The sequence below is a fragment of the Pseudomonadota bacterium genome (genome assembly GCA_039024915.1).
GTDB lineage: Bacteria > Pseudomonadota > Alphaproteobacteria > Rhizobiales > MH13 > MH13.
Genome location: JBCCPK010000004.1, coordinates 233,870 through 257,900, shown reverse-complemented (window position 1 = coordinate 257,900; position 24,031 = coordinate 233,870). Strand labels below are relative to the sequence as shown.

Genomic DNA, 24,031 nt, shown 5'->3' with positions numbered 1-24,031 from the left:
AACTACGCGCTCTGCGCCTTCAAAACGTCTTTCTTGACCTGAAGCGCGGTCGGCGACAGGTCACCATCGCTCGCCTTCATCAGGAAAGCGTCCAGCCCGCCACGGTGTTCAACGGAGCGGAGCGCAGCAGCAGAAATGCGCAACTTCACCGTCTTTCCCAGGGCATCCGACACAAGAGAGACATTGTTGAGGTTTGGCAGAAAGCGACGCCGCGTCTTGTTGTTGGCGTGGCTAACATTGTTGCCGGCTTGCACACCTTTACCGGTCAATTCGCAACGACGGGCCATGGCTCATCATCCTTAGTGTTGAAGCGGACACCTACCAGGGCGCCCCGTATCGCTGTTTCGCCACAAATCGCAAACGCGCCACAGGGGCCGGCCTCAGCGTTGGGCCGATGGTCCCAATATATCCGACTATTTAGATCAGGCGCCGCTAGTGCCACCGCGGGCCACCTTCGTCAAGAACTGTCGCCCATGCAGACGTAAAAAAGGCAGTGTACACGCGGTTTAAGACCCAAAACATCGTCCCGCCGTACAAAAATTGCCACAAAAGATGCCGACCGGTGCATTACAGGCAGCGTTGCTGACCTCCACCCTGATGGTTAACGCCGCGATAACGGCTTGACGTTAGGCTCGCGCGACATCCGCCTTTTGCGGACCATGTAGGGGTTTTTTGTGATGCAGACCAACTTCGCCGCGACGCGCCTTCGCCGAATAGGAAAATGGAGCAGGGGTGCGGCGGCAACGGCATTAGGTCTTGCGATCTACTTCAGCGCGCCAATCGATTATACGTCCCAAGTCGGGTTCGCCGGCCCAGCACCGGTGCAAGCGGACGAGGGCACCCTTCGGATCAGCTACGCTGCGCGGCTGGCGGGCGTGCGTATCGGCTCAGGGATCTTGTCGGTCAATCTTGCCGACAGCCGCTATGCGGCGAGCCTTCAGGCTCGGACCAGCGCACTCGGTCGACTGGTCAGTCGTGGCCAGGGCGAAGCTGTCGCAAGAGGTAGCTTTCGCCGCGCGTCGGTTATCCCCGCAAGCTATGATCTTTCAGCCTCCGAAGACACAATGACGAATGTGGTGCGCATGCGCCTATCGGGAGGAGACATCCAAGAGCTTTCCGCCGAGCCCCCACTTTCTGAGCGGCCCGACCGTATTGCCGTTCGGGCGCAGCACCGCCGCGATGTCGTGGATCCGGTCTCGGCTCTCCTCATGCCTGTCGCCTCCGCGGAAGCTGCGATTGGCCCGGCAGCTTGCGATCGGACCATCCCGCTGTTTGACGGGCGTCAGCGCTACGATCTCGCACTATCATTCGTGCGGATGGAAGAAACCGAGTTCGGCAACGGACAGGCCGCAGTCTGCCGGTTACGCTACCGGCCGATCGCGGGCCATCGCGAAAACCGGCGCACCAACCGCGAGCTGGCCGAAAACCCCAACATCTATGTTTGGCTGACCCAGGTTTCCGACCAAGCGCTGGTGGCGCCCGTTCGCATGGAGCTGGGCCTCGATTTCGGTAAGCTGGCGATACAAGCCGTCGAGTGGAGCGCGCGTTAAAGCGCGCCCGCCAGTCCTGGCATCATGCGTGAGACGTATTCAGCCACACACCGCCTCGCCTCATATGGTTCCCTCGCACCTGGACGGGAAAACGCGGGCCAACTTGATGCGCTCAAGGGGACGTGGACCAAGGGCATCGTCCACGGCCGGCTCGTCAAGCAGGGATGGGGCCATTGGATCGGCTATCCTGGCGCCATACTGAGCACCGACGGTGAGCCCATCGAAGTCTTAATCTTCACGAGCCATGACCTTCCGGACCACTGGGATCGCCTCGATGCCTTTGAGGGCGAGGGCTACCGGCGGGTGGTCGCGCCAGCAACACTCGAAAGCGGCGACGTCATCGACGTATCGATCTACGAGGTCCGCGCGACTGGCTGACGGTCCATGGCCGCCGCTGCCTCCTGCGATGCGTAAGCCCCGTTGACCGCCCGTTTTCGGGGTGAAGCTTTCCGCGCGGATTTCTTCGCTAGCGGCACTTGCTTGCGCGCACGCAATTGCTCCATGCCGGTGATGAGCCGTGCCCCCTTGGATCGGAAAACGTAGCTGTAGAACCAACTGATCGCCACGAACAGAGGCCGTTTGACGCCAATGAGGAAGTAGATGTGGGCGATGCCCCATATCCACCACGCCAGTCCGCCACTCATGGTGAAGCGTTCGAAGTCGATCACCGCCGCGTGTCTGCCGATGGTCGCCAGGTTCCCCAGATGTTTGTAACGGAACGGTGCCGGTGCGGGCTTGCCTTCGACCAAAGCACGCAAGCGCTCGCCCGTGTAAGTACCCTGTTGCTTGGCCGCTGGCGCGATGCCCGGCACAAACGCTCCATCGCGCCATGGAACCTGTGCAGCATCGCCGACGACCGACACGTTGGGCTGACCGGGCACGGTCAAGTCGTTTGAGACGCTGACCCGGCCAATTCGGTCCGTTTCGACGCCCAACCACGCCCCGACGCCCTGCACTTGCACTCCGGCGGCCCAAATGGTCGTCGCCGTCGGGATTTTTACGCCTCCCGCCATGACGTGGGTCGCTTTGATGTCCTCAACCATCGTGTTGGTCAGCACTTCCACGCCAAGCTTCTCAAGCGAACGCTCGGCGGTAGCCGACAGATCTTCAGGGAACGTGGGTAGAACGCGCGGGCCGCCTTCTACCAAGAGAACGCGTGCCGCTTTGACGTTAATCTGGCGAAAATCTCCGCTCAGGGACACATGAGCAAGTTCAGCGATGGAGCCGGCGAGCTCCACGCCGGTCGGCCCAGCACCAACCACGACAAATGTCATTTCACGCGCCTGTTCGGTCGGGTCGGTGCTCAATTCGGCACGTTCAAAGGCCATGAGCACCCGTCGGCGCACCTCGGTCGCATCGACAATGCGTTTGAGGCCCGGCGCGTATTCCGACCATTGGTCGTTGCCGAAATAGGAATGTGATGAACCGTTTGCGACGATGAGATGATCGTAGGGCACCCTGCAGGCTTCGCAGATGACTTCCTGCGCTTGGGTGTCGATGTCGAGAACCTTGGACAGCGTCACTTTAACGTTCTTCTGACCGGAAAAGATACCGCGGATAGGCCACGCGATGTCCGCGGGCGACAGGTCGGCGGTCGCGACTTGGTACAGGAGCGGTTGGAACAGATGATAATTGCGCTTGTCGATTATCTCGATGTCGACGGGGGCATCCTTGAGGGCCTTGGCCGCGCAGATACCGCCGAAACCGGCACCAATGATAACAATGCGCGGACGTTCACCTGTCGTCATCGACGGCTCCAATCACAAAAGGGTCGTGGCCAAACATGGATGTGCGGCATACGGAAGCAGCCGACACACTTACGTCTTACGAACCAACAAGGTGACGAGACCAAAAAAAGAGCGTGAGACCTGCGCAGGCTCTCAGGTGTACGGTTTTGGGACGAGAGGATTAACAAGCCCGAGAGCATCCCGATGCGCGCACAAAGGAAATACGCGTTGCTTGCAGAGCGACCTACAAGATGTTGCGTGAACAGACCGGGAAAATCGCGGAACTAGCTGATTCGGACACCCTCTGTTCGGGTACCGTTCTGATCGTTAACGGGTCGGCCCCGCTTTTCGCCTGGCCGTTAGAAAGTCGTTAGAGGATCAATAAGAGAGATCAGCTTAGTTACCCGGATCGGGTAGCTCGAAGTCCGGCGCAGGCTCGCTGTCCTGAATGACCTGCATGGCAGCCTCGCCCTCCCCGAACGTGTTTTCCGTGCGCCAGACGAAGGCGCTGACGGGATCGACCCAATAGACGGTACGAACCGGCTGCTGCGTCGACCTCTGCGTGTAGAGCACTTCGTACCGGTTGCCGACGCGCCCCTCGAACTGCGCGCCCTCTTCGCAGGTGAAGCTATCGGCGTTTTCCGCCTGCCAGATCATGCCGTCCACGATCGCCTCGATCTCCGCGTCATCGTAGCGGCGCGAAAGCGTCCAATTTTCTCCACCATCGGTGGTGAAAAAGAATGACCCGTCCCGAAAGAGCGACTGCGGCACACCGTCGGCGGACGCACTCAGGCCTTCATTGAAGCCAGTCGACCAAAACAAGGACAGGGTTTCGGCGCCACCAGCAATGGTCCTGCTCACATGTTTCACCGCAGGCTGGCCCTGCCGCGTTTCGGTCATGATGGCTCGAACCGCCTCAGCGCAGGCTTCATCGGCTTGGGCAGGGGCAGCCGTCACCAGCGCGCAGGCGGCAGCAAGCAGCACCGAGACGGCTTGTGAGCATTTGATCATGATCGGTTCTCCTCACGAATGCGTGCGCCGACTTGGACGTGCTGCAATCCTTACGTTAGAAGCAGACTCGAACAATTCTGCGTCCGCATAAGGACCGCACACGAACGTCCCTCCACGATGCCTTACCGACCAAGATCTCAAGCACCCGGTGCTGGCGTTACGGCCATTCTGGGGCCAACCAACACCGGCAAGACCTACCGCGCCATCGAACGCATGATGACCCACGAGACCGGGGTCATTGGGCTGCCGCTGCGGCTTTTGGCGCGCGAGGTCTATCTCAAGCTGTGCGCGCGGGCGGGCGAAGCGCATGTCGCTCTGGTGACAGGGGAAGAAAAGATCATCCCCCTTGAGCCCCGCTACTGGGTGTCGACAGTCGAGGCGATGCCGCGCGACCTCGACGTCGATTTCGTCTGCGTCGATGAGGTTCAGCTCGCCGCCAATCTCGAACGCGGGCATGTCTTCACGGACCGCATCCTGAACGTACGCGGCAAGCTCGAAACGTTGCTGCTCGGCGCAGCCACAATCCGGACACTGCTGACCCACTTGCTGCCGGGTATTACGATCGAACAGCGCCCTCGCCTGTCGCTGATCACGTATTCAGGATCAAAGAAAATCACCCGCCAGCCTCGGCGCACGGCCGTCGTCGCGTTTTCGGCGAACGACGTCTACTCGATCGCAGAGCTTATCCGCCGCCAGCGTGGCGGAGCTGCGGTGGTGCTCGGGGCGCTGTCCCCACGCACGCGGAACGCTCAGGTCGATCTCTACCAGAACGGCGATGTCGACTTTCTCGTCGCAACCGATGCCATCGGAATGGGCCTAAACCTTGATGTCGACCACATCGCGTTTGCCGGTCGCCACAAATTCGATGGCTTCGACTACCGGGAGCTGACCGCTGCCGAAATGGGGCAGCTCGCTGGTCGCGCCGGCCGCCATACGCGTGATGGAACCTTTGGCGTTACCGGGCGGACCGAGCCGCTCGACGATTTTCTCGTCGAGAAGCTGGAGACGCACGCTTTCGAGCCCGTCAAGCGCCTGCAATGGCGCAACGCCGACCTTGATTTCGCGTCCATTGAAGCGTTACGCGCGTCGCTGGACGATATTCCGGACCATCCGCTGCTGACCCGCGCATTGCCGCAGGAAGATGCCGATACGCTCGACGCGGTTCTGCGCGACAAGACCATGCGGGATCGCGCAACGTCCGAAGCACGCATGCGGATCTTGTGGGATGCCTGTCAGCTCCCCGATTATCGGAAGATCGCGCCCGCGCAGCATGTCGAGATCGTGGGCCAACTTTTCGCCCATTTATGTGACCACGATCGGGTTCCTGAAGACTGGATGGCGAGCCAGCTCAAGAACACCGACCGGGTGGATGGTGACATTGATGCTCTATCGGCACGAATCGCGCATGTCCGGACATGGACCTTTGTTGCGAACCGTAACGCGTGGCTTCAGGACCCCATGCATTGGCAGGAACGCACGCGCGCGCTAGAGGACCGATTGTCAGATGCGCTTCATGAAAAACTGACACAAAGATTTGTTGACCGCCGCACTTCAGTTTTGATGCGGCGTTTGCGGGAGAAAGACGTTTTGGACGCCATCATCGCGCCGAACGGCGATGTTCAGGTGGAGGGCCAGCATATCGGCTGGCTTGCCGGTTTTAGGTTCACCCCAGACTCCACGGCCGACGACCTTGATGGCAAGGCAGTGCGGGCTGCTGCCCAGAAGGCCCTGGCCGCTGAAATTCAGCGCCGCGCCGAAAAGGTGGCATTGGCCGATGATGGTGCGTTTGCCCTTGATGCCGATGGTGGACTTCGCTGGATTGGCGAGGTGATCGCAAAGCTATCAGCATCGGACGACGTCTTGCGCCCCAAGATCATCCTGCTCGCCGATGAACAGCTGACCGGCGGCGCACGCGAAATGGTCGACGAGCGGCTGGGCAAATGGCTTGATGGTCAAGTTACGACGCACCTAGGGAGCCTTAAGGCACTGCGCGACGGCGACGGCCTCGAAGCGCTGGCCCGCGGTATCGGTTTCCGGCTTGCCGAAGCGATGGGCAACATCGATCGCCGTGAAATTGCTGACGACGTGAAAGCACTAGATCAGGATGCCCGCGCCACGCTGCGCAAGCACGGCGTACGCTTTGGTGCCTACACGGTCTTCGTTCCGCATCTTTTGAAACCGGCCCCAGTCAACCTGCTCAGTCTGTTGTGGGCGCTCGCCAACGGCGGCACCGACAAACCTGGTCTTCGGGAACTACCCCAACTGAATGCTTCCGGGCGCACATCGATACCCGTTGATCCGGCCTTCGATGTTGGCCTTTATCCCATTTGCGGCTTTCGGGTCTGCGGTGGTCGCGCGGTGCGCTTCGATATTCTTGAGCGCCTCGCCGACATCATTCGCCCTCTAATCGCCTTTCGCCCCTCGCCGCCGCCTGAAGCATCTGGGGAGAAATCGGCGGACCTTAATTCACCAAACCAGACAATGGGCGAAGATCCATCGTCAACGGATGGTTCGGTCGAACCCAAAGCCGGTGGCGAATTGCCAAAGGGCACGGACGCTGGCGCCGCACCACAACAGCCCGAACCAGAGCTTCATGAAAGGGCACCGGAGGGTGCAGCGCCCGGCAACGGTTTTTATGTCACGGTCGAGATGACGTCCCTTCTGGGTTGCGCCGGCGAAGACTTTGCGAACGTGCTCAAGTCGCTCGGTTACCGCGTGGAGCGCAAGACTGTTCCGGCAGCGGCAGGAACTCCTGCTGTGAGCGAGGCACCGACTGAAGATCCGGAGCCACCAACCGAGCATAAGGAGACGGTGGGCAGCGCCAGCGAGGATGTGGTCGAGCAAGCCGAAAGCACGACACCTCCCGCTGCGACCGACGCGGATGGCACATCGGCAGTGGAGCCCCCGACCGAACAGATCATCGAAGTTTGGCGGCCGGCAGGTGGCGGCAATCGACGGAGACAAGGCGCAAGACCGCAAGGACGCCGCCAAGGGAAAATGGGCGCCGGCCAAGACGCCTCCTCCAAACCGAACGGCGACCGGCGGAACGAAGGGCGCGGAAACAACCGGAAGGCGTTTAAAGGTGGGAAGTCGCCCAGGCGCGACGATAAACGGGACCAGAGAAAGCCCAAGGATTATTCGGCGGGACCACCCAACAAGGGTCGGGGTCCGGATCCAGACTCCCCCTTTGCTGCGCTGGCCGGGTTGCTCGACAAAAAGGATGGCGATGGCTGACGCCGACGCCGATACTCCGCGACCGACCATTCGCCTTGATCGCTGGCTGTTCTTTTCGCGATTGGTCAAGAGCCGCTCGCTTGCTTCGAAGTTGATCGAAGCGGGCGGCGTTCGTGTCAATGGAACCAAAACCCATCGGTCCAACCGAACAATTGGCCCCGAAGACGTTTTAACAGTTGCCCTGCCGGTGGGCGTGAAGATCATCAAACTTAGAGCATGTGGATCTCGCAGGGGACCGGCCCCAGAAGCGCAACAACTCTATGAGGATTTAACCCCGCCGCCACCGCCCAAGACTGAGCAGGACCTGAATGTTGGGAACACCGCGCCAAACCCTGGGCGCCGACCCACAAAGCACGAACGAGAACGCCTTTCGAGGATGAAAAGACAGGCGGAATAGTGTGCCAAGCGCGACCCCACTGCGCCTTGACAAGACAAACCGTATGAAGAATTTGACACCAGCAGGGTGCGCTTAATGTGCAGCAAGGAGCCTAAATCCACATGACCTACGTCGTCACGGAAAACTGCATTAAGTGCAAGTATACCGACTGCGTCGAGGTGTGTCCGGTCGATTGCTTCTACGAGGGTGAAAACATGCTTGTTATTCACCCGGACGAGTGCATCGACTGCGGGGTTTGTGAGCCTGAATGTCCAGCTGACGCTATAAAGCCCGATACCGAGCCGGGACTGGAAAGTTGGCTGGAACTCAACGCAAAATACGCCGACGAGTGGCCTAACTTGACGATGAAGAAAGACCAGCTGCCCGAGGCGGAGGAATTTGATGGCAAGGCCGGAAAGCTAGAGTTGTTCTCCGCCGAAGCTGGAGAAGGGGACTGACTGCTTAGCGGCCATCAGGCGGATTGCTACCCCTTGTTCAGCTGTCATTGGCTCGCCCCGAAAATGCAGATTGCTGGGTGATTTCAGCCCGCTCGGCATTAACCATCAGCTTACAGGGAATTGATTTTTCCCGCTTTTCGCGCTATGTAGTGCATACGTTCCAAGAAATATCATTTGGCCTTTCGCCTTGGTGCACCAGTTTATCTGAACAATTCGATATCCGTTCTGGATCGACCGTATGGTTGTTGCCGGGCGGTTTTTCGTGCGCCTTTAGCCTGAAGAAATTGATTCAAGGCGATTGGAAAGGCTTCAGACCGCTGTAAGTGGGCAAAGATAATTTGCGGAGCTCGCAATCAACGGCCAAGCCTCACCCGGCTGGCCCAACAGGAGTATGTCAGCGTATGGCGACTGCAAAAAAAACCACGCAGAAACAGGGTTTCAAAGTCAATGAACAGGTCGTTTATCCAGCTCATGGCGTCGGGCGCATTGTTGCGATCGAAAGCCAGGAGATTGCGGGTCTTACTCTCGAACTGTTCGTGATCACCTTCGATAAGGACAAGATGACGCTTCGTGTTCCTGTCGCCAAGGTGGAAAGCGTGGGTATGCGCAAACTCGCCGAAGATGGCCTCGTTGAGAAATCGCTCAAGACCATCAAGGGTCGAGCGCGGATCAAGCGGGCAATGTGGAGCCGTCGCGCGCAAGAATACGAAGCGAAGATCAATTCAGGCGACCTTATTCAGATCGCCGAAGTTGTCCGGGATCTCTACCGCGCCGAAAGCCAGCCGGAGCAGTCCTATTCTGAGCGGCAGCTTTACGAAGCCGCTCTGGATCGTATGGCGCGAGAAATTGCGGCCGTTAATGGCATGACCGAGACCGAAGCGGTGCGCCTCATAGAGCAGACCCTCGCCAAGAGCCCCAGCCGCATCAAGGCGGCTGAGCCGGATGATGAAGCCGGTGAAGAAGGCCAGAGCGCCGCAGCATAAGCATCTTTCACAGCTCAGTGTGTTGACGAAGGCCGGCCATGTGAGCCGGCCTTTTTCGTTTCTTTAATCCCACACATGTACGGTCCCGCCGATCTTGAAGCCACGCAGCTCATATCAGGAGACCCTCGTGCCGCATCACGTTGCCACCCCGGAGGAACGCGCCGCCGCTCACGCCAAATTGCAGACACTAGCTGATGATGGCCGCATATCGTCCAGCGACATGCTGGAGCTCCGGCGTACGATTTTTCCTGACGGGATCATCGATCGCAAAGAGATCGAGCTCCTGTTTCAGCTGGCCGAACGTGCTCCACAAGGTGACGCAGGCTGGCCCGCACTGTTCACCGAGATCTGCGCCGACTATTTTCTCAATGAGGAAGAGCCAGAGGGTTACCTGACAGACGAGGAAATGACCTTTCTGAGGTCTCTTATCCAGCGTGATGGAAGATTAGCGCGCTCCATCGAGCTTCATGCACTTGTTGGTCTCGCCCAACGCGCCCGAGACTACCCGACCTCGATGACGGCCTTCGTTGCGGATCAAATCAAGGCCATGGTTGCGCAGCGGCCTACCCCGGTCATGAAAGCATCAGATGTCGAACTCATCAGAGACTTCATTTACGCTGGCGGCGGGGATAGCTCGATTGGCGTAAGCCGAACCGAGGCTGACTTTTTGTTCGATCTTCACGATCTAACGGTTGGCCAAAACAACGTGGCTTCGTGGGACGAACTCTTCGTAAAAGCTATCGCCGCGCACCTGATGCAGCATGTCGGGTACCGGCCAATTGCGCGGGAGGAGGCCCTTCGCCTCACCAGCTGGGCCGAGGATACATCTGTGTCTGCCGGTCGCTTCTTCGGCGCAATGCTCAGTGGCGGGCTCCGCGCCATCCGCGACAGCTACACCGAACGGGAGGCTTGGGCGCAGCGCAACGCTCTTGACGCAGCTGGCACGCAGTTAATGCATCGCGTGACTGATGACGAAGCGACTTGGCTAAGCGACCGCATTGGGCGAAACGGCCAGTTCGATGACGCTGAGCGAGCGCTGCTGGTTTACATGCGAGATCATCTTGAGGCCGAACTGCCCGACAATCTGAAGCAGATGGCAAAAGCGGTTTCCGACATCCACGCGGCTTGAGATCAGCTGCACTTTTTACGCTTTGATCAAACGGTCAAAGACCCGTGAAAATGCTCGGTAGATCAGACGATTAAGGCATAGCAGGGCTATCGCCCTGGAGCCGACAAGTGAGCGTCTGCAGATGATCTACGACTATTTTCTGATCTGGCAGCGTTAAGAGGCCGTAAATCGGGTATTGGCAATCCTGAAGCGCCTAAACCTTTGCGTACAGGTGATTTTCAGGGGCGTCGGCTCGGTCTGCGCCTGTTCAGCTGGTCAATCCAGACAGTGTGTGCAGTCCGCACAGGTGAAGGCGACTGCGATGACCGACTCGAATGCACCCCGGCGCGACTTCGTCAAGAAAGCCATGCAAGCGCCCTATCTCGAGCGTGATGAAGAGCATGAACTCGCAGTTCTTTGGAAAGAGCGACAGGACCAGGATGCGCTTCATAAGCTGACGCAAGCGCATATGCGCCTCGTGATCGCGATAGCTGCACGCTTTCGCCATTTTGGGCTGCCGATGAGCGACCTCATCCAAGAGGGCCATGTTGGTCTTCTTGAAGCCGCTGCCCGTTTTGAACCGGCGCGGGAAGTTCGTTTCTCGACCTACGCTACGTGGTGGATCCGCGCATCTATCCAAGATTTCATCCTGCGCAACTGGTCGATCGTTCGGGGCGGCACGTCATCTGCTCAGAAAGCTTTGTTTTTTAATCTGCGCCGCCTGCGCGCGCGGATAACCCAGGATGGCACTGTTTCTCCATCCGAGATGCACCAGCAAGTGGCCAGCGCGATTGGCGTATCGGTCAATGACGTGGCGACCATGGACGCGCGATTGTCGGGAGCCGATACCTCGCTGAACGCTCCCTTGGTGGATGGTGACGATGGCGGCAAAGCAGATCGCCAAGACTTTCTGCCGGATACGGCGCCTCTCCCAGATGAGTTGATTAGCAACTCCATCGACACTGAACGACGCAATCATTGGTTGAACCAAGCGCTGGAAGTTCTCAACGAACGCGAACTGCGTATCGTGCGTGAGCGGCGCCTCAGCGAAGACGGCGCAACGCTCGAGGCGCTTGGTGAGAAGCTTGGCATATCGAAGGAACGCGTGCGCCAGCTCGAAAGCCGTGCGCTTGAGAAAATCAAGGCGTCATTGCTCGACCAGCACAGCGTATCGTCTTACATCTAGATTTCTGCATTCAAGCTCGCACGAAAAGTACGAGAGCCATCCGCGCTGGCTGCGCCGAATTTTCAAACCATCAATCGACAATGAGTTTGACCCGGTCACCAGGCCTGATGCGCTCGTTGTCGCTCAGGTCGTTGATGACCCGCAGCAGCGCCTCGGCATCTCCCCCTGTCGCCATACGACGCGCGAGGGAGGCCACCGTATCGCCGGAACGAGCAGTCACGACATCGATGCGCAGGGGCTCTATGGCTGCAACCTCGGCAGCACTCAGAGGACGGAACGAGTCGACGGTCGTCCGAGCCAAAGCTTCGAAACTGCTACCGCCCGAACGGCTGGCGAAGATGAAGCGATAGACCTGATCACCAAACCGGATCGCTGCAACCTTGAAGTTCCAGCCTCCTGCCGATGCATCGGCGGTCGCGACCTCAAGTCCGTTGGTCTGTCCCGTGGAAATGGTGCGACGGTCCAACCCCTCAATCCAGCCCGAATTGAGGTAAGCCTCCAAACTTTGTCCGCTTCTTAGCCGGACTGCATCGAAACGCAGCGCACGTCCATCCCGATGTGCGCCAAGCACCGCTTGTGGCGTGTTATCCAGAACAAAGCCTGCAGGTGCTTCGAAGGCTATTTGCAGCCCGGAATGGAGGAACCGGCGACCGCGCACGACGCCCTCGTCGGCTGGTTCACCGAAGACAATACCATCAATCGCGGTTAGGTAGCGTTCCCGCTCGCGATCACCGATGCCTGGGGCTCCAAATTGCCGAGCCAGACGGGTCGCAGCCTGAATGCGCTCAGGCGTTGAGGGGTGACTAGACAGGAAACTTGGTCTGCCCCTTTCGCCGGGAAGAGCGTCCAGCGCGTTGAAGCGTTCCATCGTGGACAGGAAACGGGCCGCTGCGAACGGATCATAGCCCGCACGGCCTATGGTTCTCACACCGACTTGATCAGCTTCCAACTCTTGGTTTTGGGAGAACTGTGCAAGCGACACGCCGTTTGCGAGTTGTGCAAGCTGGGCAGCCGATGGGTCGGACAGAACATCCGTAAGGACGCGATCAATGACAGCGGCGGTTCGGACCTCCCGTTCGCGGGCGATCGCATGCCGCATCGTCACGTGTCCAATCTCATGCGCAACAACGGCTGCAACCTCCGCTTCATCGTTTGCCAAGGCGAGCAAGCCACGGGTGACGTAGAGATAGCCACCAGGCAGCGCAAAAGCATTGACCGACGCCGAATCCAACAAGGTCAAGCGATACACACGACCCGGTGCGTCCGATGATGCAATGACGCGCCGGAGCATGGCGACAAGGCGTGTCTCGAGCTGAGGATCTTCGTAGATGCCGCCGAACGCTTCGATGATACGCGGATGTTCGCGCGCACCGATAGCCTCTTCGGCCGCCAGCGTTGCTGCGGGTCCGGGTTCCGGGGTCGCTGCAACCAGCGGAATGAGCGGATCCTCTCCGTTCACCGACAAGCAGCCGGCGAGCAGGGGCACGCTCAACGCAAGCAACGCGCAACGGACTAAGGCGGACAGCTTTTCTTGCACGGTCCTTCAATCGCACTGTGTTTTGGCGGTTTTCTGCGCATCCTGGGCGCGGAAGCGATGACTTAGCAGGAACTTATGACGATCCTGTGAGCCGCTCAATTGCCTCCGGGTGGTCGACCCGGACCAGTGGCCCGCCATCTTCCTTTATCCAACCGCGGACCCGGATCGCCTGCCCTTGCAGGCTCGCCAAATCGAATCCGCTGTCTTCAAACACCGTATCATGCACGCGATCAACGGTAATCGTGAAGTCTTCGCGCCAAGTCTGTCCGAAATTGATGTACCAGACGTCGCGATGGGCGGCGACATTGCGCACGACCCCTTCGACCAATTCAAACCGGTTAAGACGCGCAAGCAGATCACGCACATCGCTCGCGTCCCGCACCGCATAATATGGCTCGGACCACATGGCCATGCCCTGCGCTCGTGCCGCCATCTCTCGCAGCAAAAGTTCGGGGATGAGTGACCGATTGTCGGCAAACGTGTAAACGCGCGCTAAGCCTTGCAAGACCATTGCCCCTTGGAGCCATGTGCCATCGGATAAGCGAACATGGGCAAGATGCCGGTTGTGACGGTCCCTCTTGCGCCCACCGAAGAACAGCGTTGCTTCTGGCCCCACGCTTCCAATGATCGCCTCAAGCGCTGCCTTGGCCTCCTTGGCTAGTGGCCATTCAGCCACATGGGCACGCCCAAGCGGGAGCTTTGGAGCTTGTGTACCCACAAGCCGAACGTCTGGCCCACGCGACAGTTCGACCGTATCGCCATCAACAACCTTTGAGATTTCAACCTGTGGCCCTTCTTCGAGGCTTGACCAGTCAGGGCTTGGCAGGCTGTCGGACATAGCGGCATCGGCGGGAAGGGTGGCTGCGGACGCTGCGGTATAGGACAATTCAGCCGCGGCGGCACCTAGACGAGCGGTCAGTGTGTAACCCAAGCCCGCGCTGCTCATCATCAGACCGGTCAACCATCGTCGAGTGACGCCATGGTCATCAGTTGCACGCGACCTAGCACTGTGCATTCGGTTGCCCCTGTTTGCAGCGCCCATGCGTGACCCACATACTGGTTTGCCCCTTCACTATCGCGGCACCAATCGGACTAGGACCGATGCCTTTCGGCACAAGATGGGTTTCCAGCGCGCCGAGATGCTATACATGCGCAGCACGCACCAACGCCGCTATCCAGCACGACACACCCCTCTGTGAATGCAGCCGATATGACCAATACAGACGATAACCACGCCGAAGAAGCCAAAAGCGGGGCGGCGATGATTATCATCGACGGTCTCTCAAAGCGTTACAGCGACGGATTCGAGGCACTGAAGTCCGTCGACCTCACCGTCCGCAGCGGTGAGATACTCGCGCTATTGGGCCCTAACGGGGCCGGAAAGACAACTTTGATCTCCACGATTTGCGGCATCACCACGCCAAGCTCTGGCACGATTACCGTCGCAGGTCACGATACGCTCAAGGCGCCAGGGAAAACGCGCCGGATCATCGGCTTGGTTCCGCAGGAGATCAATCTTGAACCGTTCCAGAAGGTCTGGGACGCGGTCCGTTTCTCGCGCGGCCTGTTCGGACTGCCTGCAAACCCCCAGCACATTGAAAGCATTCTCAAACGGCTGAGCCTTTGGGACAAAAAGGATAACACCGTCAAAGAGCTTTCTGGCGGCATGAAACGTCGTGTCCTGATTGCGAAAGCCCTGGCCCACGAACCAGACGTTCTGTTCCTCGATGAACCAACCGCAGGCGTGGACGTGGAGCTGCGCAAAGATATGTGGCGCGTCGTGGACGAACTGCGCGACGAGGGTGTGACGATGATTCTGACCACGCACTACATCGAAGAAGCGGAAGCGATGGCCGATCGCATCGCCATCATCTCCAAGGGCCGAATTCTTCTGACCGAGGATAAGCAGACCCTCATGCAGTCCATGGGAAAGCGATCAATGACGATTGAATTAGACACGCGGCTAGAAACCGTCCCCGAAGCGCTCAAGCCCTATGCGCTCGAACTGTCCGACGACGGAGATACGGTCACATATCGCTTCGATACGCGCGCCGAACGGACCGGTATTGCCAGCCTGCTGCGCGACATCTCACAAGCTGGCCTATCTGTGCGCGATGTCAGGACGGCCCAATCCTCACTCGAGGAGATTTTCGTTGAGTTGGTTGAGCGTGATGTTGGGGCGGCGAGCAACGCTACAGAACCGGAATTGGCACCGACATGATCAACTGGTACGCCGTGCGGGCAATCTTCAGCTTCGAGATGGCCCGCGCCTTTCGCACCGCGATGCAATCGCTGGTATCACCTGTGATTTCGACATCGCTGTACTTCGTTGTCTTCGGTGCCGCGATTGGAAGCAGCATCGAGCGGGTGGAGGGCGTCAGCTACGGATCGTTTATCGTTCCCGGCCTGATCATGCTCACGGTCATGACTCAAGCGATTTCAAACGCCTCATTTGCGATCCATTTCCCAAAGTTCCTCGGGTCAATTTTCGAACTGCTATCAGCCCCAGTCGGCGTCGCCGAGGTGGTCATGGGCTATGTCGGTGCTGCTGCGGTTAAGTCGTTGATCATCGGTGTCATCATCCTGGCAACATCAACGCTGTTCGTGCCGCTCGACATCGCCCATCCGCTTGCCATGTTGATGCTCTTGGTGATCATCTCGTTCGCGTTCGCGCTTTTTGGTTTCATTATCGGGATCTGGGCGGAAAACTTCGAACAGCTGCAGATCGTCCCGCTTTTGATCATCACCCCGCTCGTCTTCTTGGGCGGCAGCTTCTATTCGATTTCGATGCTGCCCCCGATCTGGCAGACAATCTCTTTGTTCAACCCAGTTGTGTATCTGATTTCGGCCTTTCGCTGGAGCTTCTTCGGGGAAGGCGATGTGCCGATCGGCTTATCGATGCTTGCAATTGCTGCCTTCACCGGTGCCTGCCTGCTTGCGATCTGGTGGATCTTCAAGACCGGCTGGCGCCTGAAAAGCTGACATTTACCCGTTTGCAGGCGGCAATGGCTTCCCATTGCCGGGGCCGGACCTTCTGTCTGTCAGCCTCTTCGGTGCCTCTGGAGATAGTCTCAGAACGCCTATTGCAGCACTCGGTCGGCTTGCGCTCGCGCGCAACTGCTGGTGTGCTGACGGGATTGGATGACGATCCAGATCAATGAGAAAGCGAGGGTGGATGGCAGTTGCGGATCAAGATCCGGCGTCGGACCGCAAGGCCTACACGGCTGGCACACACCGTACCCTGCCGCCTGAAGAAACGCTGCGCCGGGTCACACCCCACCTAAGCGCCATGGGCATTACCCGCATTGCCAACGTCACCGGGCTCGACCGCATCGGTGTGCCGGTTGTCACGGTCATGCGTCCTAATTCCCGTTCCCTGTCGGTCTCGCAAGGCAAAGGGGTCGACCTCGCTGCGGCCAAAGCGTCAGGCGTTATGGAAGCAATCGAAAGCTACCACGCCGAGCGCATCAGCCTGCCCCTGCGTTACGCAAGCTACCGCGATCTGATGTCCGCTGGGCCCCACGCCGTCGGCGTTGCGGACCCTGCCAGCCTCCCCCAGCCGAAGGATGGGCGCTACACCGATGATCTACCGCTGCTTTGGATTGAGAGCGAAGAACTGGGCAGCGGCGCGCGGGTCTATGTGCCATACGAACTGATACACACCGACTACACGCTTCCCATGCCGCCTGGCAGTGGCTGCTTCGTCGCCAGCACCAACGGTCTTGCTTCAGGCAATCATCTGCACGAGGCAACTGCGCACGCGCTTGCGGAATTGATCGAGCGCGACGCCAATACGTTATGGAACCAACTGCCAGACGCCGCGCGGATCGCCACCCGTATCGACCTTGAAACCGTCGATGATCCAGCCTGCCGTCAAGTGCTCGACGCGCTCGCAGCCGCCGACATGCAGGTCGGCGCGTGGTCCATGACCAGCGATGTCGGGGTTGCCAGCTTCTTCTGCCTCGTTGCGGATCAGCATCTCGCCGTCGCGCACTCCGGCGCAGGGGCCGGCACCCACCCGCAACGCGACATCGCTTTGCTGCGCGCGCTGACGGAGGCGGTGCAGGTACGCACCAACTACATCACAGGCGCGCGTGACGATCTGGAGGCGGAGGAGTACAGCGAAGCAGGCATACGCGCGAAGCTTGATTGGGCTCGGCCAATGCTTGATGTCTGGCCGCAAGAGCCACTGCCCGTTTCGAGTGTGCCATCGCAAATGTTTGAAACCCTCGGCGAGGACATCAGGTGGATGGCGGAGAGGCTGCATGCAGCGGGCGTGCCACAGATCTTGCGGGTGGACCTCACGCAGCCGCAACTTGGCATTGCGGTCGTAAGGGTGGTCGTGCCCGGCCTTGAGGGGCCGGACGACCATGACGAATACACCCCGGGCACGCGTAGCCGCGCGCGGCGGGCGCGGATGCCGTGACGCGTGCCACCACGATAATCGTCTTCGCAGGGCCGACGATCTCTGCCGATGCGGCGCGGGCGGTATGTGACGCGCACGTCTGGCCACCAGCCGCCCTCGGTGACGTTTATCGCGCCGCAAAATTGGGCCCCAAGGCAATCGGGCTTATCGATGGTTTCTTTGAGGGCGTGCCATCGGTTTGGCATAAGGAAATTCTATGGGCGCTTTCGCAGGGTGTCGCCGTGTTTGGTGCGGCGAGCATGGGGGCGCTGAGGGCGGCAGAGCTGCATCCATTCGGCATGCGTGGCGTCGGACGCATCTTTGAGGCCTACCGTGATGGAGCGCTCGAAGACGATGACGAGGTCGCGGTTCAGTATGGGCCTGCGGAACTGGGTTATCCTGCATTGTCCAACGCCATGGTCGGCATCCGAGAAACGCTCCAGGCCGCCGCGTCATTTCGGCTCCTGTCCACCAGCGATAGCGAGCGCCTGATCGAGCACGCAAAGCGGCTACCGTTTGGCCAGAGGCGCTGGGCGGCAGTGGTGGAAGAGGCCGAAAACTCGATCGGCGCGAGCGAGGCGCGCGCGCTCAAGGATTGGTTGCCAACGGGCGGCATTGACCCAAAGCGCGAAGACGCGCTCGCGATGCTGAATGCCATGATGGCGTTTGTCGAACGGGACGAGACAGCGGAAGCTCCCGCCTTTGCTTTTGAGCACACGGTGATGTGGGAGAAAGCGGTCCGCACCTTCGACGAAAGCGAAACAGCGCTGAGAGCGGAAGACGCAGACGTCCTAGACGAGCTGCGGCTTAGACCGGAGCTGTATCTGTCAGTGAAGCGGCGTGCATTGGCGGCGCATCTCGCCACTGTCGACGTCGGCAAACGAATGAAGCCTGTTGAGCGATCTGCTTTGGTTGAAGCAGCAGCAGCTTTTCGTACCGAGCGCGGGCTGTTCTCACGCGCTTCGCTGGATAGGTGGCTTGCGGATAACGGTCTCTCTGAAAGCGATCTCGAGGCGCTCGTTGAACGGGAAGCTCGCCTGACGCAACTCGCAAACAATGGCGGTAACGCGCTCGCGCGTTGTCTGGTCGATCAGTTGCGGCTTGATGGCGACTACGCTGCCCTTCTGGCCAGGGCCCGCGCGAAACGCGCCGCTGCACCGGCCACGCGAACAAACCAACACGACCGCAGCCCACTTGAATTGCGCCAATGGTGGTTTGCCAACATTCTTGGGCGGCCCTACCCGGATGATTACAGTTCCTTCGCCGAAGCACTGGACTGCTCGTCACCTCGCGCACTCGACGATGTCATCGCGTCGGAGTTTGCTTACCTGCGATCCACTGGCGAACAGGATCGCTAAAGCGGCTTGGCGATGCTTGCTTTCCCGCCTACGCTTCTTCCATGATCAACCCAATGCGAGCGCAGCGACCCAGACCACCAACTATGGAACGCACCGGGACGAGGTTCCGCCTTTACCCTCAGCTGCCAAGTCCGCAAGGCGAAGGGGAGTGGGAGGTCGTGTCGGTGTCATCGCCAGCTGGCAGCCTTATGCCAGGCCCGGCAGACGAACGGATGTACGTGATCGATCCGATCGGCAAGCAGGACCCCTACGGCTTCTATCCGAGCCCTGCCGGCGGCCAGTATCACTACAAACCGCCCTGGAAGGGTCCGATTTTGCCCGAGGCCATGCCCGATGCTGACGGGCATTTCGATCACTTGCCTTTCGACAGCCCGCAGTTTCAGCATGCCCATGCGTTCGGCTCGACACGGTTCACGCTCGATGTTTGGGAACGCTATTTCGGCCGCCGCATCGACTGGCATTTCAGCCATCACTATGACCGGCTGGAGATCCTTTTTCTGCGCAGCCTTGATAACGCTTATGCGGGGTTTGGTTCTATCGAGTTAGGTGAGTACACGCCGAAGGGTGGCGACCTGGTCCAATTCGGTCTCAGCTTCGATGTCATCTCCCACGAAGTCGGCCATCTGATCATCTACTCGGAGATCGGCATGCCCGCGACATGGGATTTTCACGGCGAGTATTTCGGTTTTCACGAGTCGGCAGCCGATATGGTGTCGCTGGTCACGCTGTTGCATTTCGAAACCGCGATGACCGGACTCTTGCAGGCCACCCGAGGCAACCTTTACACCTACAACAGGCTTAACCGCTTCGGTGAGGTTTCCGATCTCGGGCAACTCCGCCTCGCCTCCAACCCACTGACATTGTATGATTTTGTGGACGGCTGGGACAAGGAGCACAAGCTGGCCCAACCGCTCACAGGCGCACTGTTCGATATCTGGGTCGATGTGTTCCATGAGCACCTGCTGCGTAAGGGTCTGATCTCGGCGCAGGCCGAGGACCTGTCTGACCGCCTGGAAGACGACCCCAACTATCATGCTGTCATTCAGCCGCTGTTCGATGAAGCGTTTGCAAGAAACCCTCAAGGGTTTGCTGAAGCATTGGCGACGGCGCGGGACTATATGGGGTTTGCACTTGCCGGGACCTGGTCTCGGCTCAACTCGGATCATCTCGATTATGCCGATGTGTTTGAGGCCCTCATGGACACTGATCAGGAAATCAATGGTGGGCGTTTTCAACGGCTGATCGCGGTGAACATGCTGGCGCGCGGCATCGGAAAGGTGCGGGCCGGACCGCGGCTTGAGGAGCCCGACGCTGCAAGCCACGCTTTCTCGGCCCGCACGGCAACGCCCGATGATGAGGTCCCAAGCCATCGCTGCGGACACTTGCCCTACAGCAAACGCATGGCCATAGCGCGCGGCGCCCCACCAAGCGCGCGCGCTACCAAATGACACCCCGCTAAAGGGAAGATCATTTAGTCGGCAACTGGATTTCTGTCCAAGACCGTGATCAACTGGCTACCGATACGTCAATTGAGGCAAGACCAGCGGTCTTGAGGAGGGCTCATGGCCGAGACTTTGTTCGGCACATCAACGATCCTGCTGTTTGGGCGGGTGATGGATGACATGGAGTACAAGCTCCCGAACGACCCCCGAAAGGTCAGCGGCGCGCCTAGCGGCGTTGGAAGCGGCCCACCACCTCGCTTTGGCGCCAATAATCAGCTTATCGACCAGTCATTCGCGGACGCGGACAACGAAGCAAAGGCCATGCGCTTTGCGCGCATCTACGGCTTCGCTTACGAAGGCCAGTACTTCGATTTTCCCCGCCCGCAGATCTTCAGCGTTCACGGCCCAGGTACACCCGCAGAAGGACCGCTACCAAGCGATGAGAGTTCGGAAAAGATGCGGATCGCCCGATCGACACCAAGTGTCGATCGCTCAGGCACGGCGGTTAACTCAGCATCCTTCAGTGACGATCTCATGGTTTGGTCCTACGATCGCGGCGACTTTCTGGTACGCATGGACCCCGAAGCAGGCCCGCTCGACAAAATTGTGCTTGAGGCCGAACTTCATGCCGCAGCCGGATACAGCGGTGGCAAAGCCTACAGCGGCGGTAAAGCGTACAGCGGAGGCAAGGCGTACAGCGGTGGAAAGGCCTATAGCGGCGGCAAGGCTTTCGGCGGAAACAGCGATTAACGCGCCACGTTGGCAGGAGCACCGCGCTTGTACGCGACTCCGCACACAGCGGTGCGTCCCCTCAGGAGTGAACACAGATGGCAGACTTGCAGGTTACCCCGGGCATCGTTGATGTCGTCTTCGGCCAAAGCATGACAATCCCGGAAGGGGAGTTCCTCGTGGAGATTCAGTCCGGCCCGGACCTTGAAGTGGGCGAGCCAGTAACGATTTCCTTCGCTGCTGACGGTAGCGGCGCCGGCAAGGTCCAATGCGGCGCAGGCAAAGCGATCGCGTTGCGCGTCGCGACCTGCGAGGTGACCATCGATTCGGCAGCGTCCGGCTTCTATTCCGTGACAGCCAAACCCAAAAAAACCGGTCCAGAGCGGGTTCAAGGGAAGGCCTTTGAAGTCAAACGGACGCTTTGATCGCGTTACGCAACGGTGACGGCCAACCTAATTGGTTGCCAAAACCATATGGTACTTCGTCCGGTCTTCACTTTCCTGCTTGAACCCCAAGCGTTGGTATAATGTGGCTGCTCTATTTCCGCGGATAAGCGATAGCTTGACGCATTTTCCGACGCTGCGCGCATGGTCGGCTGTCTGTGCAATCAGATGGGTGCCAACCCCTCGACCACGAAATTTCTCACGCAGATAAATCTGGTCGAGATGAAGCGCCTGCTCACTCTCGGAAATCTGGATCCAACCTGCGTCCTCTTTTTCCATGCGGACAATCTGAACTTCCTCAGGTTTGAAATACTCCGTAAGCGCCCTGACCGCCTTGCCATGATCCCACGCGTCCAGCGCGGACAACAATGGCTGCATGGAAGCGATATACAGGCGTTCGCAAAAGGGGTAATCGCCGGCATCGGCGGCACGCAAGTCGTAGGCCGGTTTGGCCCCACCGTTCACTTCAACCCGGCCTTATGCAGCCCATCGATAAGCCGCTCGCGCGGCTCGGGGTTGCGATCAGGTGGCACGTTTGCCCAGTGATCGATCGTGAACTCCGGGTGGGTCGCCAGAACCCGCCGGGCGCAGCTCTTGGCTTCGTCCATGTCGCCCAGATGGGCATGACTGGCTGTGAGCATCCTGTACGCTTCCGTCTTGTCCTGCATGCGGCTTAAGGTTCGGATGGCCTGCTCATAGTCGCTCTGGTCAAAGTAGGCTTCGCCCAGATGCCAAAGATACCAGTCAGGGCAGTAAGGATTGAGGCTCATCGCCCGTTTGATCAGCGCGACCGCTCGATCAGTTTCACCATTGACGCAAACAGAGTGACCCATTTCTGCGAGCACATCTGCGTCGTTCGGGTTGAATTCGATAGCTGCCTCGTAAGCATCAATCGACTGTTCGTATTGGCGTTTGTACAGATGCGCGTTCCCAAGCGCTGCGTAGCCCCTTGCGTCACCGGGATCGAGGCGAATCGCCATCGCCGCTTTTTCGATCGCCTGCTCAAGGGAAGCTTGCGTGTTGTCCGCCCAGTTAAAGCGCCAGGCATTGTTAAGCGTCCGCGAGATGCCAACATAGGAGCGCGCGTAATTCGGATCGACTTCGCAGGCCTGTTCGAACAGGCGGCGCGCGTGCAGGTTGGATTCGCGGATCAACCGGTGGTGCAGATCCTGGCCACGTAAAATCAGCCCATACGCCTGAAGGCTCGACGGGGCTGTTGCCTTTTGCCGCTGCGACTCCGCAGCACTAACTTCAATCGAAAGCCGGGAGGCGATGGTTGAGGTGACCTCATCCTGAAACGCGAAAACATCAGCCAGATCACCATTGTAACGCTCCGACCAGATTGAGCGACCCGATGTCGCTTCGATCAGCTCGATCTGAATGCGCACCCGATTCCCCACCTTCTGGAAACCGCCCGCAGCCAGATAGCGCACGCCCAATCGTTTGCCGATGTCTTCGGGCGCAACGCTCTGGCCTTGAAAAACTGCGGACGATCGCTGCGCGATAACATGCAAGTCGCGAAACCGGGTCAGATTGGCGATGATGTCACCTGTCACACCGTTACACAGGTGCGTGATGTTCGGCTCTCCGCTCAAATTTTCGATCTGGAGAACCGCTATGGAGCCATGCGCAAACTGCTCTACGCCCATCACATCTTCTGGCAGCCAAAAGGCAGACGAGGCTTTCCTTTCCCGCACCACCTCTTCAACGGCAAAGACCTCGATGGGCTCATCGATGTTCTTCATCACCGGACTTCCCATCGATCGGAAGAACAGGCCATCGGTCTCCTGGGCAACCTGTCGAACGGTGTGTGAAACGCAGATACCACCTGGCTCGGCAAGCTGTTGGATGCGTGCAGCAACATTGATGCTGTGCCCGCGCAGACCGAACTCGTCCTCGCGCACACTGCCCTGATTGATACCGATGCGGAACGCGATGGGATCAGCGGCGGAGTTCCAGACTGCGTCCTTGCGGAATTCGCGCTGGACCTCCACGGCGAAACGGATCGACTGAGCAGCATCTGCAAACAGGGCGAGAACACCATCGCCAGCAACATTGCGGACCTGACCCTGATAGTCGCCGATCAAGGTTCGGATAAGCGTCAGAGCGCGCGCGACCCGGTGCGAGGTCTCAGCCTCGTTCTTGCCCATAAGTTGGCTGTAACCGTGCACGTCTGCGTAAAGCACGGCTGAGGTCGCCGGATCGCTAGCATAACTCATCGAGCGAAACCTTTTGGTCCTCGACGATCGCCGAAGGCAAACCCGGGTAAGAGTGAGCGTGACCCATCAACCATTCAGCACGGCTCTCATAGTGACTTAGGAGTGAAGGCGCATCTCGCGCCGACCCTAAGGCCCGAAGACTTCGGTCCGGCGCGCAAATCTCTGATGCACAACCACCTTTTCAATTCAGTAGGAGTTATCCGACTAAACGCTTCAAAGCGCAACGGCCCCAAACTGCCGCAGGGTCAGCGACCGCCCATGCGCA

The 24,031-nt window shown here is 59.2% G+C and carries 22 protein-coding genes; 15 read left to right on the top strand and 7 right to left on the bottom strand.

What is annotated here, in order from left to right; genetic code table 11:
* Window positions 1-2 precede the first annotated feature (2 nt).
* Window positions 3-287, bottom strand: a complete 285-nt coding sequence (gene rpmB / locus AAF739_09690; GenBank protein ID MEM6382934.1) for a 50S ribosomal protein L28 — start codon at window positions 285-287, stop codon at window positions 3-5.
* A 390-nt stretch (window positions 288-677) separates the two neighbouring features.
* Between rpmB and AAF739_09685 the strand changes: the two genes are divergently transcribed.
* Both AAF739_09685 and AAF739_09680 read left to right on the top strand, forming a co-directional pair.
* Window positions 678-1,550 (top strand): DUF3108 domain-containing protein, encoded by an 873-nt coding sequence (locus AAF739_09685; protein MEM6382933.1) that lies wholly within the window; start codon window positions 678-680, stop codon window positions 1,548-1,550.
* Between the two features lie 24 nt (window positions 1,551-1,574).
* Window positions 1,575-1,928: a gamma-glutamylcyclotransferase family protein gene (locus AAF739_09680; GenBank protein ID MEM6382932.1), complete on the top strand. Its 354-nt coding sequence runs from the start codon at window positions 1,575-1,577 to the stop codon at window positions 1,926-1,928.
* On the opposite strand, the gene AAF739_09675 is transcribed toward AAF739_09680, so the two are convergent.
* Both AAF739_09675 and AAF739_09670 read right to left on the bottom strand, forming a co-directional pair.
* Complete coding sequence (locus AAF739_09675; GenBank protein ID MEM6382931.1) at window positions 1,904-3,298, bottom strand: NAD(P)/FAD-dependent oxidoreductase; 1,395 nt, start codon at window positions 3,296-3,298, stop codon at window positions 1,904-1,906. The genes AAF739_09680 and AAF739_09675 overlap by 25 nt on opposite strands.
* A gap of 375 nt (window positions 3,299-3,673) precedes the next feature.
* Complete coding sequence (locus AAF739_09670) at window positions 3,674-4,288, bottom strand: hypothetical protein (protein MEM6382930.1); 615 nt, start codon at window positions 4,286-4,288, stop codon at window positions 3,674-3,676.
* 117 nt (window positions 4,289-4,405) lie between these two features.
* Here AAF739_09670 and AAF739_09665 point away from each other — a divergent pair, with 117 nt between their 5' ends.
* From AAF739_09665 to AAF739_09640, 6 genes are all read left to right on the top strand, one after another.
* Entirely contained in the window at window positions 4,406-7,522 is a 3,117-nt protein-coding gene (locus tag AAF739_09665) for a helicase-related protein (protein ID MEM6382929.1), read from the top strand.
* Window positions 7,515-7,919, top strand: coding sequence for an RNA-binding S4 domain-containing protein (locus AAF739_09660; GenBank protein ID MEM6382928.1), 405 nt, complete (start codon window positions 7,515-7,517; stop codon window positions 7,917-7,919). The genes AAF739_09665 and AAF739_09660 overlap by 8 nt, the downstream gene beginning before the upstream one ends.
* 101 nt (window positions 7,920-8,020) lie before the next feature.
* A complete protein-coding gene (gene fdxA, locus AAF739_09655; protein ID MEM6382927.1) occupies window positions 8,021-8,356 on the top strand; it encodes a ferredoxin FdxA in 336 nt (111 codons plus the stop codon).
* Between the two features lie 401 nt (window positions 8,357-8,757).
* The gene (locus AAF739_09650) at window positions 8,758-9,339 is read left to right on the top strand and encodes a CarD family transcriptional regulator (protein ID MEM6382926.1); all 582 of its coding nucleotides are present in this window, start codon (window positions 8,758-8,760) and stop codon (window positions 9,337-9,339) included.
* Window positions 9,340-9,466: 127 nt separating this feature from the next.
* Entirely contained in the window at window positions 9,467-10,468 is a 1,002-nt protein-coding gene (locus AAF739_09645) for a hypothetical protein (protein MEM6382925.1), read from the top strand.
* A 301-nt stretch (window positions 10,469-10,769) separates the two neighbouring features.
* Window positions 10,770-11,633 (top strand): RNA polymerase factor sigma-32, encoded by an 864-nt coding sequence (locus tag AAF739_09640; protein ID MEM6382924.1) that lies wholly within the window; start codon window positions 10,770-10,772, stop codon window positions 11,631-11,633.
* A gap of 70 nt (window positions 11,634-11,703) precedes the next feature.
* On the opposite strand, the gene AAF739_09635 is transcribed toward AAF739_09640, so the two are convergent.
* Together AAF739_09635 and AAF739_09630 are read right to left on the bottom strand one after the other, a co-directional pair.
* Window positions 11,704-13,119, bottom strand: coding sequence for a M48 family metalloprotease (locus tag AAF739_09635; protein ID MEM6382923.1), 1,416 nt, complete (start codon window positions 13,117-13,119; stop codon window positions 11,704-11,706).
* Window positions 13,120-13,243: 124 nt separating this feature from the next.
* Window positions 13,244-14,119, bottom strand: a complete 876-nt coding sequence (locus AAF739_09630; protein ID MEM6382922.1) for a thermonuclease family protein — start codon at window positions 14,117-14,119, stop codon at window positions 13,244-13,246.
* Window positions 14,120-14,380: 261 nt separating this feature from the next.
* Here AAF739_09630 and AAF739_09625 point away from each other — a divergent pair, with 261 nt between their 5' ends.
* The 7 genes from AAF739_09625 (at window position 14,381) to AAF739_09595 (ending at window position 21,529) form a co-directional block, all read left to right on the top strand.
* On the top strand, window positions 14,381-15,391 hold the full coding sequence (locus tag AAF739_09625; protein ID MEM6382921.1) for an ABC transporter ATP-binding protein: 1,011 nt from the start codon (window positions 14,381-14,383) through the stop codon (window positions 15,389-15,391).
* On the top strand, window positions 15,391-16,152 hold the full coding sequence (locus tag AAF739_09620; protein ID MEM6382920.1) for an ABC transporter permease: 762 nt from the start codon (window positions 15,391-15,393) through the stop codon (window positions 16,150-16,152). Before AAF739_09625 ends, AAF739_09620 begins: the two co-directional genes overlap by 1 nt.
* Window positions 16,153-16,345: 193 nt before the next feature.
* Entirely contained in the window at window positions 16,346-17,596 is a 1,251-nt protein-coding gene (locus tag AAF739_09615) for a YcaO-like family protein (protein MEM6382919.1), read from the top strand.
* Window positions 17,593-18,933 (top strand): TfuA-like protein, encoded by a 1,341-nt coding sequence (locus AAF739_09610; GenBank protein MEM6382918.1) that lies wholly within the window; start codon window positions 17,593-17,595, stop codon window positions 18,931-18,933. Before AAF739_09615 ends, AAF739_09610 begins: the two co-directional genes overlap by 4 nt.
* An 83-nt stretch (window positions 18,934-19,016) precedes the next feature.
* A complete protein-coding gene (locus AAF739_09605; GenBank protein MEM6382917.1) occupies window positions 19,017-20,381 on the top strand; it encodes a hypothetical protein in 1,365 nt (454 codons plus the stop codon).
* Between the two features lie 114 nt (window positions 20,382-20,495).
* Window positions 20,496-21,125: a hypothetical protein gene (locus AAF739_09600; protein MEM6382916.1), complete on the top strand. Its 630-nt coding sequence runs from the start codon at window positions 20,496-20,498 to the stop codon at window positions 21,123-21,125.
* A 77-nt stretch (window positions 21,126-21,202) separates the two neighbouring features.
* Window positions 21,203-21,529: a hypothetical protein gene (locus AAF739_09595; GenBank protein MEM6382915.1), complete on the top strand. Its 327-nt coding sequence runs from the start codon at window positions 21,203-21,205 to the stop codon at window positions 21,527-21,529.
* A gap of 27 nt (window positions 21,530-21,556) precedes the next feature.
* Here AAF739_09595 and AAF739_09590 read toward each other — a convergent pair whose 3' ends face one another.
* Both AAF739_09590 and AAF739_09585 read right to left on the bottom strand, forming a co-directional pair.
* Window positions 21,557-22,012 carry a GNAT family N-acetyltransferase gene (locus AAF739_09590; GenBank protein ID MEM6382914.1) on the bottom strand — a complete coding sequence of 152 codons (456 nt, stop codon included), beginning with the start codon at window positions 22,010-22,012 and terminating at the stop codon, window positions 21,557-21,559.
* Window positions 22,009-23,766 (bottom strand): tetratricopeptide repeat protein, encoded by a 1,758-nt coding sequence (locus AAF739_09585; GenBank protein MEM6382913.1) that lies wholly within the window; start codon window positions 23,764-23,766, stop codon window positions 22,009-22,011. The genes AAF739_09590 and AAF739_09585 overlap by 4 nt, the downstream gene beginning before the upstream one ends.
* Between the last annotated feature and the right edge of the window lie 265 nt (window positions 23,767-24,031).

What these genes read in the sequence shown, in the direction of transcription:
- rpmB (MEM6382934.1), bottom strand. Translation starts at nt 287, where the DNA reads ATGGCCCGTCGTTGCGAATTGACCGGTAAAGGTGTGCAAGCCGGCAAC.
- AAF739_09685 (MEM6382933.1), top strand. Translation starts at nt 678, where the DNA reads ATGCAGACCAACTTCGCCGCGACGCGCCTTCGCCGAATAGGAAAATGG.
- AAF739_09680 (MEM6382932.1), top strand. Translation starts at nt 1,575, where the DNA reads ATGCGTGAGACGTATTCAGCCACACACCGCCTCGCCTCATATGGTTCC.
- AAF739_09675 (MEM6382931.1), bottom strand. Translation starts at nt 3,298, where the DNA reads ATGACGACAGGTGAACGTCCGCGCATTGTTATCATTGGTGCCGGTTTC.
- AAF739_09670 (MEM6382930.1), bottom strand. Translation starts at nt 4,288, where the DNA reads ATGATCAAATGCTCACAAGCCGTCTCGGTGCTGCTTGCTGCCGCCTGC.
- AAF739_09665 (MEM6382929.1), top strand. Translation starts at nt 4,406, where the DNA reads ATGCCTTACCGACCAAGATCTCAAGCACCCGGTGCTGGCGTTACGGCC.
- AAF739_09660 (MEM6382928.1), top strand. Translation starts at nt 7,515, where the DNA reads ATGGCTGACGCCGACGCCGATACTCCGCGACCGACCATTCGCCTTGAT.
- fdxA (MEM6382927.1), top strand. Translation starts at nt 8,021, where the DNA reads ATGACCTACGTCGTCACGGAAAACTGCATTAAGTGCAAGTATACCGAC.
- AAF739_09650 (MEM6382926.1), top strand. Translation starts at nt 8,758, where the DNA reads ATGGCGACTGCAAAAAAAACCACGCAGAAACAGGGTTTCAAAGTCAAT.
- AAF739_09640 (MEM6382924.1), top strand. Translation starts at nt 10,770, where the DNA reads ATGACCGACTCGAATGCACCCCGGCGCGACTTCGTCAAGAAAGCCATG.
- AAF739_09630 (MEM6382922.1), bottom strand. Translation starts at nt 14,119, where the DNA reads ATGATGAGCAGCGCGGGCTTGGGTTACACACTGACCGCTCGTCTAGGT.
- AAF739_09625 (MEM6382921.1), top strand. Translation starts at nt 14,381, where the DNA reads ATGACCAATACAGACGATAACCACGCCGAAGAAGCCAAAAGCGGGGCG.
- AAF739_09615 (MEM6382919.1), top strand. Translation starts at nt 16,346, where the DNA reads ATGGCAGTTGCGGATCAAGATCCGGCGTCGGACCGCAAGGCCTACACG.
- AAF739_09605 (MEM6382917.1), top strand. Translation starts at nt 19,017, where the DNA reads ATGGAACGCACCGGGACGAGGTTCCGCCTTTACCCTCAGCTGCCAAGT.
- AAF739_09600 (MEM6382916.1), top strand. Translation starts at nt 20,496, where the DNA reads ATGGCCGAGACTTTGTTCGGCACATCAACGATCCTGCTGTTTGGGCGG.
- AAF739_09595 (MEM6382915.1), top strand. Translation starts at nt 21,203, where the DNA reads ATGGCAGACTTGCAGGTTACCCCGGGCATCGTTGATGTCGTCTTCGGC.
- AAF739_09585 (MEM6382913.1), bottom strand. Translation starts at nt 23,766, where the DNA reads ATGAGTTATGCTAGCGATCCGGCGACCTCAGCCGTGCTTTACGCAGAC.